The following is a 12,200-nucleotide window of genomic DNA, read 5'->3' as shown; positions in this document are numbered from 1 at the left end:
TTTATTTTGTCACAAAACGTTAAAAAATTCGTTAAAGCTTTATGTTTTATTTTTAATAAAATTAGTTTGAAGTTTTAAAAAAAATAAAGGACGTGGATTATGGTTTTGAAGCCTCGGATAGTTCCATATGATTTAAGGGTTTTGCGAGTTTTAAACTCTCGTATGATTTTATCTGAAAAGGACAAACTTGATTTATTTTACATCGGGAAAGGATATAAAGGGGAAGTACAGTTCGATTTATTGACTGAACAACTTCAAGAGGGAAGTATTGTTCTAAACGATTTACTACTTAAATGTGGTAACACCTTTTTCTAAATTGACACAATTATTATTTTTCAAGGTGTTTTATATGTTTTTGAGGTAAAAAATTATGAAGGGGATTTTTATTACGAATCAGATCGGCTTTACAAAACACCTATGAAGGAAGTTAAAGATCCCATCCTGCAATTGAAATGAGTCCCTGTTACGCCAGCTTCTTCAAAGTATTGGATTTTCAATACAAGTTGAAGCGTGGGTGATCTACATTAACCCCGAGTTTTCCTTATTTCAAGCTTCCCGTTTTCTCCCCATTCTCCTTCATAGTCAGTTAAATCGATTTTTCAAAAAATTGGATATTACACCTTCAAAGCTTGATGATAGGGATAAAAAGCTCGCTGAAAAGTTAATTTCCCTCCATCATGAAAAGTTTCCATTTAACCAACTCCCTCAGTATGAATATAATCAGCTTAAACATGGAGTTTCCTGTATAAAATGTCATTCATTATTGAATTATGTCGCGGGAAATCTATGTGTGTGTAATGAGTGTGGATACGAGGAAAGTATTGATTCTGCGATAATTCGTAATGTTGGAGAATTTAAATTGCTTTTTCCTGGTAGGAAAATCACTACTCAAGGAGTTTATGAATGGAGTGGGGGAATAATAAGCAAAGTTTCCATTCGAAGGGTTTTAAATAGGGAGTTTAAATCAGTTGGGTTTGGAAGATGGCTTTATTACGAATGATTCTTTCTATATTTCTTCTCTTTAAAGCTTATTTTGTTTCAACCCTAACTAATTATATGAACTTTATACAATGACACTTTGTTTATTTGTTTTCTCAATTACTCGAAGTGATCCAAGACTGTTTACTCTTTTTTCTCCTTCACAGCAACTAGTTTTTTCTTGCTTATAGAGGGACTTTTTTTACCCTTTTATCTAACTAGAAACAAACCCTTGTACTTCTCTTTTCACGCTTTCTTCCTTAACTAGGAACGCTCTACTTGCTCTTCAACTCGCTTTTTCCGCTTTCCCCCTTAACTAGAACCATTCTACTTGCTCTTCAACGCACTTTTTCCGCCTTCCCCCTTAACTAGAAACACTCTACTTGCTCTTCAACGCACTTTTTCCGCCTTCCCCCTTAACTAGAAATATTCTACTTGCTCATCCACGCGCTTTTTCCAACCCTTCCCTTTACTAGAAACACTCTACTTGCTCATCCACGCGCTTTTTCCTCTCCCTCCCTTAACTAGAACCATTCTACTTAACCACTCAAGCTCTTTTACTGACGTCCCTCATATTACTCAAAAAAAGGGAACACATACTCGTGTCCCCTTCATCAAATCTCAATTATTCTTCACTATCTGAATCAGAAACTTGACTGGACTCTTGATCAGCAATAGGATCGGCACTGCCTAAATCCTCGCCAGTCGATTCTACGCCTGCCTCATCGCCCGTTTCATCATCGTTAGAGTCTTCTTCTTTTTCTACTTTCGCAACAGTTGCTACGAAGTCGTTATCATTTTCTTTAATCGTGATCAGTTTTACACCCTGAGTGTTACGTCCCATTTGAGAAATGCCCGCTACGTCAATCCGAATAAGTACACCAGAAGCAGTAATCAGCATAAGGTCTTCTTCCCCAGTTACAGCTCTTACCGAAACAATGTCGCCGTTTTTCTCGGTAATATGGCAGGTCTTGATCCCTTTACCGCCTCTGCCCTGGATTCGATATTCAGATGCAGGGGTACGTTTACCATAACCATTTTTCGTTACGATTAATATATCGTTATCTTCCTCTAGAACTTCCATTCCGACAACTTCATCGCCTTCATCAATGGTAATACCTTTTACACCTGTTGCTGTACGGCCCATTGATCGGACATCTGTTTCTGGGAAGCGGATTAGCATGCCACCCTTCGTTCCGATGATGATATGCTTACTTCCGTCTGTTAAGCGAACAGAAATTAATTCATCGCCTTCGCGGAGGCCTAAGGCAATTAACCCATTGTTACGGATATTTGCAAAGGAAGACAACGGCGAACGTTTGGAAATACCTTCTTTTGTAGTAAAGAATAAATACCAGTCATCCACAAATTCCTCAATTGGGATTATAGCGTTAACCCATTCTCCTTTTTCGACACCAAGAAGGTTGATAATCGGGATGCCTTTTGCGGTGCGGCTGAATTCCGGAATCTCATAGCCTTTGGAACGATAAACTTTCCCCTTATTGGTGAAGAATAGAATGGTATCATGGGTTGAAGTGGTGATTAAGTGTTCAACAAAATCATCTTCATTGGTTCCCATTCCCTGGATTCCACGGCCGCCGCGCTTTTGAGCCCGATAAGTGGATACCGGAAGACGCTTAATGTAGCCGTTATGAGTCAGGGTAATGACAATATTTTCACGAGGTATTAAATCCTCATCTTCAATGTTCTCGATTCCGCCTGCTACAATTTGCGTGCGGCGTTCGTCATTAAAGCGTTCTTTAATTTCGAGCAATTCCCCGCGGATAATTTCAAGAACTTTTTCTTCGTCCGCTAAAATCGCACGTAATTCAGCAATCAGCTTGACTAATTCTTGATATTCACCTTCTATTTTTTCCCTTTCCAATCCTGTTAAACGCTGCAAGCGCATATCCAGGATCGCCTGGGCTTGCTTTTCAGAAAGATTAAATTGAGTCATTAATCCTTCTCGGGCAATATCAGTGGTTTGTGAGTTCCGGATTAATGTAATGACTTCATCCAAATGGTCAAGTGCAATCCGTAATCCTTCTAGAATATGGGCCCTTGCTTCCGCCTTGCGTAGTTCAAATTCGGTACGGCGGCGAATAACAACTCTTTGGTGATCCAAATAATGACTCAAACACTGCTTCAGATTTAGCACCTTTGGATGGCCGTTTACTAGAGCCAGAGTGTTAATACCAAAGCTAGTCTGCAGGGCTGTTTGTTTATATAAATTATTTAACAGGACATTTGCATTGGCGTCTTTGCGGACTTCAATGACAATCCGCATCCCGCGGCGGTCTGATTCATCTCGAAGATCAGTGATGCCCTCGATTTTTTTATCACGTGCTAATTCAGCAATTTTTTCAATCAATCTTGCCTTATTCACTTGGTATGGCAGCTCATGAACAAGGATGACTTCTTTACCGTTAGACTTTTGCTCAATCTCCACTTTCGCTCTTAACGTAATGGAACCCCTGCCTGTTTCATAGGCTTTCCGGATCCCGCTGCGTCCTAAAATAATCCCTCCGGTTGGGAAGTCAGGACCTGGGACAATTTCCATGAGCTCTTGTATCGTGATATCAGGGTCACGACTGATGGCCAAGACACCGTCAATTACTTCACCCAGTTGGTGAGGAGGGATATTAGTTGCCATACCCACCGCAATACCGGTCGACCCGTTCACTAAAAGGTTAGGGAAACGCGCTGGAAGAACTGCTGGTTCCCTTTCTTCACCATCATAGTTATCTTGGAAATCAATTGTATCTTTGTTTATGTCTCTTAATAATTCCATGGAGATTTTGGACATGCGCGATTCTGTATAACGCATTGCTGCTGCGGCATCGCCGTCAACAGAACCAAAGTTTCCATGTCCATCGACCAGCATATATCGATAGTTAAAGTCCTGTGCCATCCGCACCATGGTTTCGTAAACGGCAGAATCACCATGCGGATGGTATTTACCGATAACATCACCAACGATACGAGCTGATTTTTTATATGGTTTGTCCGCATGGATTCCAAGATCATGCATAGCATAAAGAATACGGCGGTGAACTGGTTTTAGCCCGTCACGAACATCAGGAAGGGCACGGGAAACAATAACACTCATTGCATAATCCAGGAATGAAGATTTCATTTCCTGGCTAATATTAATCTCTTGGATTTGAGAATTTGGGGTTTCAGCCATTCTTTGGTACCTCCTCTATGGACGATGAACGAATCGCCCTGCAAACTTGAAAAAAGAAAAGGAGGATAGGGGATCAGCCCTCTATCCTTTTATTTTCTCGCTTTTAAAGCTCTGGGGTCGAAGGCAAACTTCTTGTTAAAAGGTCCCTCCAACACATTCTTATACAGCTCTCTATATATCTAAATTCCTTACATATTGGGCATTGGTTTCAATGAAATTACGGCGAGGTTCTACCTTTTCGCCCATTAGCATTTCAAAGGTTTCATCTGCTTCAATTGCATCCTCGAGGCTTACTTGAAGCATCGTTCTTGTCTCAGGATCCATGGTCGTTTCCCATAACTGCTCAGGATTCATTTCGCCCAAACCTTTATAACGCTGAATATTTGGTTTTGGCTGACTTGGAAGCTCAGCAAAAATTCTTTCGAGCTCTTTGTCATTGTATGCATACTCAATCCGCTTACCTTGCTGCACCTTATAAAGCGGCGGCTGGGCAATATAGATATATCCAACTTCCAGAATTTTCCTCATATAACGATAGAAGAACGTTAAGAGCAGGGTACGAATATGAGCACCGTCAACGTCTGCATCTGTCATAATGACAATTTTATGATAGCGGGCTTTTGAAATATCAAAATCATCGCCAATTCCTGTTCCAATGGCCGTGATCATTGCTCTTACTTCATTATTGGATAGAATTTTATCAAGCCGTGCCTTTTCAACGTTCAGAATTTTTCCTCTTAACGGCAAGATGGCTTGGAAATGGCGGTCACGTCCTTGTTTTGCCGAACCTCCCGCCGAATCACCCTCAACAATGTACAATTCACTTTCGGAAGGATCCTTTGATGAGCAATCCGCTAATTTCCCAGGTAAACTGGAAACCTCTAAAGCACTCTTGCGCCGTGTTAATTCCCTTGCCTTTTTAGCTGCCAATCTCGCTCTGGCTGCCATTAAGCCTTTATCGACAATTTTTCTGGCAATTGTTGGATTTTCCAATAAGAATTTTTCAAAATGGGCTGAAAAAACGGTATCTGTAATGGCCCTTACTTCGGAATTTCCCAGCTTTGTTTTTGTTTGTCCTTCAAATTGCGGGTCCGGATGCTTAATGGAGATGATCGCTGTCAGTCCTTCACGCACATCTTCACCTGAGAGATTCGAATCATTTTCTTTAATTAGACCATTTTTACGGGCATAATCATTAATAACCCTTGTCAAAGCTGTTTTAAAACCGGATTCGTGTGTGCCGCCCTCGTACGTATGGATATTATTGGCGAAAGAGTAAATACTTTCTGTATATCCCTCGTTATATTGAAGAGCAACCTCTACACTAATACCATCCTTTTCCCCCTCTATATAGATAGGGTCTTCATGAATGACCTCTTTTGTCCGGTTTAAATGCTCGACATAGGATTTAATGCCGCCCTCATAATGATATTCATTCCGTTTATTCTCTGCCCGCTTGTCTTCGATCGTAATTTTTATATTTCTATTCAAAAAAGCGAGCTCTCGAATGCGGTTTGCAAGTGTATCATATTCGTAAATCAATGTTTCTTTGAAAATTTCGCCGTCTGGTTTAAAATGTGTGATCGTACCTGTTATGTCTGTATCGCCTATGATGGCCAAATCAGCGACTGGAACACCACGCTCATATTTTTGATAATAGACATGACCATCACGATGAACATATACTTCCAGTTCTGATGATAGGGCATTTACAACAGAGGCACCTACACCGTGAAGACCTCCGGAAACTTTATATCCCCCGCCGCCAAATTTACCACCGGCATGCAGAACCGTCATAATGACTTCGACAGCAGGCCTTCCCATTTTTTCATGAATACCGACAGGAATCCCGCGGCCATTGTCCTTAACTGTTATGCTATTATCTTCTTCAATGATGACATTAATTTCACTGCAGTATCCTGCAAGCGCCTCATCAATACTATTATCAACAATCTCCCAAACCAAGTGATGAAGACCTTTCCCACTGGTTGAACCGATGTACATTCCGGGGCGCTTACGAACAGCTTCAAGTCCTTCTAAAACCTGAATCTGATCGGCACCATATGTTCCTTCTACTGCTTTTTGTTCCATTGTCACGCTTGTTCACCTGCACCTTCAACAAAAGATATCTATTCCTAAAAACGATCTCGTTTAAAATTCCTGTATATTCATAAGGCTTGAACGTTTTTTCAATGTTCCTGAGGCAATAGGGGATAAATACACGTTTTCAAACGTAATAATGATTGATTTATAGGGGTTTTTTGAAAGATTAATGACTTTTTCCCTGTGTGTCATCAGAAATTCTTCTACGAGTTCGGAATTCTCCGCACTTTTTTTATCAAGGATTGTAATAATATCCTTTGCCCTAATACTGTGATCTTCCCCAATATGAATATACATGTTCCACCTCAATCCATTCTCTCTATCACACCTGATCGTACTACATAAGTGGAGGCCTCTTTTAATGTTTGATGATCAATTCCTTCAACACTTGTAGTCGTTACAAAGGTTTGTACCTTGCCTTGGATTGTATTTAACAAATGAGATTGCCGGTAATCATCTAATTCCGAAAGGACATCATCCAGTAGTAAAATAGGGTACTCGCCAATTTCCTTATGGATTAATTCAATTTCTGCCAGTTTTACGGAAAGAGCCGTTGTCCGCTGCTGGCCCTGGGAACCAAATGTTTGTACGTCTCTGTCATTGACAATAAATAATAAATCATCGCGATGAGGACCGAACATAGTAGTTCCTCGTTCGATTTCTCGCTCTCTCACCTTTCCGAACTTTTCCTCGAACCTAGCTACCATTTTCGACAAATCTTGGTCTTCTAATACCTCAACAGAGGGTTTATAGTGAATTTCCAGTGATTCCAGTCCTCTGGATATCGAATGATGAATCGGCTTTGCCCAATTCTCCAATAAATGCAGGAATTCAAACCGTTTTTTGACAACCTTCACTGCCATTTGAATAAACTGCTCAGTTAAAATCTCCAGCATTGTTTGATCTGTCTGCTTCTTGATTTGCAGCATTTTTAGATAATGATTACGCTGCTGAAGTATTTTTTGATATTGGCTCATATCATGTAAATAAATAGGGGAAATTTGCCCTATCTCCATATCGATAAAACGTCTGCGTACCTGAGGACTGCCCTTAACCAGATTAAGATCCTCAGGGGCAAACATGACAACATTCAAATTCCCTACATATTGGCTTAATTTTTGCTGCTCAATATGATTGCATTTTGCCTTTTTGCCTTTTTTAGAGATGACTAACTCCAGAGGAATGGAGCTGTGCTGCTTATGCACTCTTCCCTCTATTTTAGCATAATCTTGATCCCAGCGAATAAGATCTTTATCGTTGGATGTCCGGTGTGATTTAGCCATGGCTAAAACATAAATGGATTCCATTACATTTGTTTTTCCTTGAGCGTTTTCACCTAGGATGACATTAACTTTATTTTCAAATTCAATAGATAATTGCTCATAATTGCGATAATTTTTTAACGCTATTGTTTCGATATACATGAAACGCCATCCCTTAAGATTCGCTAATCACAAACTCCCCGTATCCGGCAATTTGGATTTTATCCCCGGCGCGAAGCTTTCTTCCTCTTCTTTGATCTTGTTCGCCATTTATCACTACTTCATGCTCGCTTAAAAACCACTTGGCCATACCGCCTGATGGAATGACATCAGCCAGCTTTAAAAATTGGCCTAAAGTAATAAATTCCGTATCAAGTTTTATTTTTTCAGACATTGTTGTCACCTGCACTCCATAAATGGACTCAATACTTTATTTTACTAAAAAAAATAAAAAAGGGAAAGCACCCTCGAAATTAACGAAAAGAAAGCCACCAATTCAGGTGGCATATAAATGGAAATTGTATAAATTAATAAGTTCTAACAGGAAGGATTAGCTGTAAAATCGATTCATCATGAAACGGACGGATTACGAATGGACGCATCGCACCAGTGAAACTTACCCTGATATCTGATCCTTCCAATGCCTTTAGAGCATCCATCATATATTTGGCACTAAAGGAAATTTTCAGTTCTTCCCCCTCAAGGGATTGGCTTTGAACTTCCTCTACCACCTTACCAATCTCAGGGGAATTTGAAGATATTTCAATCGTTCCACCTTCGTTGGCAGATAGCTTGACCACATTATTTCTTCCTTCCCTTGCCAGCAAGGAAGCACGATCAATGGCATGTAAAAATTCCTTCGTATTAACGGTTAGATCTGTTTTACTTTCAGATGGAATTAACCGTGATGTATCAGGATAATTACCTTCTAACAATCTTGAGAAAAAGAGAAGGTGCTTTGCTTTAAATAATATTTGGTTTTCAGTTATAACGATATCGATTAGTTCATTGGAGTCGTCAATAATCTTGCTTAATTCATTCAAGCTTTTTCCTGGAATGACAACATTATAATTTTCTTCATTTTCGGCTTCAATCTTTGCTTTACGAAGGGCAAGTCTGTGACTGTCAGTGGCAATACAGGTAAGTTCGCCATTTTCAATTTTCCAGTTTACACCTGTCAAGATTGGCCGTGTTTCGGAAGTGGACACGGCAAAATGAGTTTGTCTGATCATCGCTTTTAGTAAATCTGTTGCAATATGGAATTTATTGTTTTCCTCAATTTGCGGTAAGTGAGGGTATTCTTCAGCATCAAGGCCAATTAGATTAAATTCTGATTTTCCTGAGCGAATAACAGTTTGCAGGGATCCTAATACTTCAATTTCTACAAAATCAGTAGGTAGTTTTTTTACAATTTCGCTAAAGAATCTTGCTTGCAGTACAATCGCACCTGGCTGTTTAATTTCAACAATTTCATCACCGGATTCCTCTTTTGGAATAAATGATTCAATCGAAATATCAGAATCGCTTCCCGTTAAAGTGACTCCTTCATCATTTGCTGTAATTTTAATCCCTGTTAAGATCGGGATCGTTGTTCTGGAAGTAACGGCCTTCATAACGTCCTGGACACTTTGTACGAGACTATCGCGCTGGATGATAAATTTCATGATTTAATCCCCCAATTTTAAGCATATTTTTTTTGTTAATGAATATAATATTTTTTTTAAAAAAAATCGTAGAAGTACTAGTAGGGCCTGTTAACATGTGGATAACTAAGTTTTTTAACGGAAACACAGCCTATCCACATGTGGACAGACTGTGTATAGATTAGTAAAAGTTATTCACATTATTAAATCTTTAGCAACTCATTCAGCTCTTTCATTTGTTTCTGCAGCTGTGAATCACTTTGCAGCAGCTTTGAAATTTTTTCATGAGCGTGAATGACGGTTGTATGATCACGACCTCCAAACTCTTCACCTATTTTCGGCAAAGAATAGTCTGTTAATTCACGTGATAAATACATGGCGATTTGCCGTGGAAATGCGACAGACTTTGTCCGCTTTTTCGCTTTAAAGTCCTCTAACTTAACATTGAAATGTTCTCCCACAGCTTTTTGAATATCATGAATAGTAATGACCTTTGGCTTTGAACTAGGAATAATGTCTCTTAACGCTTCAGCAGCCAGGTCAGCATTAATATCTTTATTAATTAAGGATGAATAGGCAACTACACGGATGAGTGCCCCCTCAAGTTCACGGATGTTGGAATCGATTTGATTAGCAATATACAGCATGACTTCATTCGGAATATCCAAGCCGTCCGCCTTTGCTTTTTTACGGAGAATGGCAATCCTCGTTTCCAGATCCGGAGGGGTAATGTCCGTAATGAGTCCCCATTCAAACCGTGAACGCAGACGGTCCTCCAGCGTTGGAATTTCCCTTGGCGGTCTATCACTGGAAATAACAATCTGCTTGCTTTCTTCATGAAGACTGTTAAAGGTATGGAAAAATTCTTCCTGGGTTGATTCTTTTCCAGCCAAAAATTGAATATCATCAATTAGCAGTACATCTACATTTCGATATTTATTGCGGAAATTTTCCGCTTTATTGTCACGAATCGAGTTAATAAATTCATTAGTAAACTTCTCAGATGATAAATACACTACTTTTGCCGATGGATTATGTTCCAGCACATAGTGCCCAATGGCATGCATCAAGTGAGTCTTACCGAGACCAACGCCCCCGTAAATAAATAGCGGATTATAGGCTTTTGCTGGTGCTTCTGCGACAGCAAGTGAGGCGGCATGCGCAAAGCGGTTGCCTGAGCCAATAACGAACGTATCAAACGTGTATTTTGGAATTAATACACTTGGCGGAAACTCTGTATGGTCATCGTCTTTTTTCACCTTTTTTGGCGGTGCAGGGATGTCCAGATCTTCTTCTTTTTGGTTTTGCGGAATGATAAATTTTACTGATAATTCCTCGCCCGTAATTTCATAAAGTATTTCGGAGATTAACTGCGAATAACGCTCCTCCAGCCAATCGCGGGCAAATTCATTTGGTGCCGTAATGACAAGCAGATTGCCTTGAAGGGAATGGGCCTTTGTCGACTTGAGCCAAGTGTCAAAGCTAGGCTTGCTTATTTTTTTCTCAATTTTGGCGAGAGCCGCATGCCAAAGATCCGCAATATTTTCCAACTAGTATCCCTCCTTAATGAAAAAATATGGTTTCTGTCTATAACACTTATTATGGTCGTAACTGTCCAACGCCAATGAAAAAAATTTTCATCGGCAATTTCCTCAAAAATGACTGTTATATAATAGCGAACAGCCTATTAATTTATAAATATACGAAACGTGGAATGTGGATAAATATATAATAAGGAATAAACGTGGAGTTTCGACAATATCCACTTCTTGTGGACAAGTTTTTACAGAATGATAGAATAACCTATCCACAGCTTATCCACAATTTGTGGATAACAATAAATGTGAAGAAAGTTATTCAGAGTGAAAACACAAATATAATATCAAATAATAGCTAGGTGTGCAATGGTTTTTCAAAGTTTATCCACAAGGGCAACATCTTGTGCATAATAATTGTCCACAGGTAGATAATTTGTGAAAAACCTGTCAATATCTTGTGTGGATAATAAAAATAATGTCGTTTTTTATCCACAATAGAAAAAGTTAAAGCTTGGAGTTAGATCGTTATCAAAAATCAATGAATACAATAAAGGTGAAAGTGCCCTGGTCAGCGGCATTTGGTTTAATAGAAAAAACTGCTGCTTTATCTTTTTTAATGCCAATAGTGCGGAAGCGTTCCTTGTGAAGCTAGTCTTGGATTCAAGTTTTAAAATTATAAAATTGGAAAAAGTGGACAATCCATGGAGAATGGTTGACAATTGAGGGGGGACATCTTTATAATAAGTAAGACTGTCATTTTGATTTGAGAGCTAACCTTTTAGGGAGGTGTCATATAGTGAAAAGAACATATCAACCAAATAAACGCAAACATAGCAAAGTTCACGGTTTCCGTAGTCGTATGAGCTCTGCAAATGGCCGCAAAGTACTTGCTCGCCGCCGTCGTAAAGGAAGAAAAGTATTATCAGCTTAGACCACTGAAACGCCTCAGTGGTCTTTTTTTAAATATATGGCTTTGTATAATTTACTGCTGAATAAACCATTATGTTGATTGGAGCAAAAATCTAACATGGCCAATTGAAATGTAGAAGAGAGACGTTAAATCAGACTGAAGGTGTTTTTATGAAAAAGGAATTGCGAATAAAAAAGAATAAAGACTTTCAGGTGATATTTCAGAAAGGGCAGTCGTTTGCGAACAGGCAATTTGTGGTCTATTCGCTGAAAAAGGACGATCAGGATTATTTTCGTATTGGTTTGTCTGTCAGCAAAAAGCTCGGCAATGCTGTAACAAGGAATCAAATTAAACGATATGTAAGACAAGCTATTTTTGAACTGAAAGACCAAGTGATTCCAGGAAATGATTATGTCATTATCGCCCGTAAGCCGGTTTCAGAAATGGAATTTTTCGAGGTAAAAAAGAGTTTGATTCATGTGTTGAAGGTCGGTAAGGTTTTGATTAAAAAGTAACTGGCGATAATGGTTAATAGTTGGCAACTGAAAACTATTTTGTTGAAGCAAAATGAAGGATAAA

Annotated in this window: 11 protein-coding genes; 4 read left to right on the top strand and 7 right to left on the bottom strand. The window is 39.2% G+C overall.

The annotated features are described in order from the left end of the window. Positions 1–315: 315 nt before the first annotated feature. On the top strand, positions 316–456 hold the full coding sequence (locus HPT25_RS29350; protein ID WP_173070987.1) for a nuclease-related domain-containing protein: 141 nt from the start codon (positions 316–318) through the stop codon (positions 454–456). Between the two features lie 151 nt (positions 457–607). Then, on the top strand, positions 608–1,000 hold the full coding sequence (locus tag HPT25_RS28300; RefSeq protein WP_217269660.1) for a hypothetical protein: 393 nt from the start codon (positions 608–610) through the stop codon (positions 998–1,000). Between the two features lie 603 nt (positions 1,001–1,603). On the opposite strand, the gene gyrA is transcribed toward HPT25_RS28300, so the two are convergent. From gyrA to dnaA, 7 genes are all read right to left on the bottom strand, one after another. Continuing rightward, positions 1,604–4,165 carry a DNA gyrase subunit A gene (gene gyrA, locus HPT25_RS07955; protein WP_173062393.1) on the bottom strand — a complete coding sequence of 854 codons (2,562 nt, stop codon included), beginning with the start codon at positions 4,163–4,165 and terminating at the stop codon, positions 1,604–1,606. Positions 4,166–4,336: 171 nt separating this feature from the next. Beyond that, the gene (gene gyrB, locus HPT25_RS07950; RefSeq protein WP_173070985.1) at positions 4,337–6,256 is read right to left on the bottom strand and encodes a DNA topoisomerase (ATP-hydrolyzing) subunit B; all 1,920 of its coding nucleotides are present in this window, start codon (positions 6,254–6,256) and stop codon (positions 4,337–4,339) included. Between the two features lie 60 nt (positions 6,257–6,316). Beyond that, the gene (remB, locus tag HPT25_RS07945; protein WP_173062391.1) at positions 6,317–6,565 is read right to left on the bottom strand and encodes an extracellular matrix regulator RemB; all 249 of its coding nucleotides are present in this window, start codon (positions 6,563–6,565) and stop codon (positions 6,317–6,319) included. 8 nt (positions 6,566–6,573) lie between these two features. After that, complete coding sequence (gene recF / locus HPT25_RS07940; protein WP_173062389.1) at positions 6,574–7,692, bottom strand: DNA replication/repair protein RecF; 1,119 nt, start codon at positions 7,690–7,692, stop codon at positions 6,574–6,576. Positions 7,693–7,705: 13 nt separating this feature from the next. Next, complete coding sequence (yaaA, locus tag HPT25_RS07935) at positions 7,706–7,924, bottom strand: S4 domain-containing protein YaaA (RefSeq protein ID WP_173062387.1); 219 nt, start codon at positions 7,922–7,924, stop codon at positions 7,706–7,708. Positions 7,925–8,057: 133 nt separating this feature from the next. Continuing rightward, entirely contained in the window at positions 8,058–9,194 is a 1,137-nt protein-coding gene (dnaN, locus tag HPT25_RS07930) for a DNA polymerase III subunit beta (protein WP_173062385.1), read from the bottom strand. Positions 9,195–9,376: 182 nt separating this feature from the next. Beyond that, positions 9,377–10,723 carry a chromosomal replication initiator protein DnaA gene (dnaA, locus tag HPT25_RS07925; protein WP_173062383.1) on the bottom strand — a complete coding sequence of 449 codons (1,347 nt, stop codon included), beginning with the start codon at positions 10,721–10,723 and terminating at the stop codon, positions 9,377–9,379. Between the two features lie 784 nt (positions 10,724–11,507). Between dnaA and rpmH the strand changes: the two genes are divergently transcribed. After that, the gene (rpmH, locus tag HPT25_RS07920; protein WP_066059809.1) at positions 11,508–11,642 is read left to right on the top strand and encodes a 50S ribosomal protein L34; all 135 of its coding nucleotides are present in this window, start codon (positions 11,508–11,510) and stop codon (positions 11,640–11,642) included. A 149-nt stretch (positions 11,643–11,791) separates the two neighbouring features. After that, positions 11,792–12,136 carry a ribonuclease P protein component gene (gene rnpA / locus HPT25_RS07915; protein WP_173062380.1) on the top strand — a complete coding sequence of 115 codons (345 nt, stop codon included), beginning with the start codon at positions 11,792–11,794 and terminating at the stop codon, positions 12,134–12,136. Positions 12,137–12,200: the final 64 nt, after the last annotated feature.

It is taken from the genome of Neobacillus endophyticus (genome assembly GCF_013248975.1).
GTDB lineage: Bacteria > Bacillota > Bacilli > Bacillales > Cytobacillaceae > Neobacillus > Neobacillus endophyticus.
The sequence above is the reverse complement of the archived record's forward strand: the minus strand, read 5'-3'. Positions and strand labels throughout refer to the sequence as shown.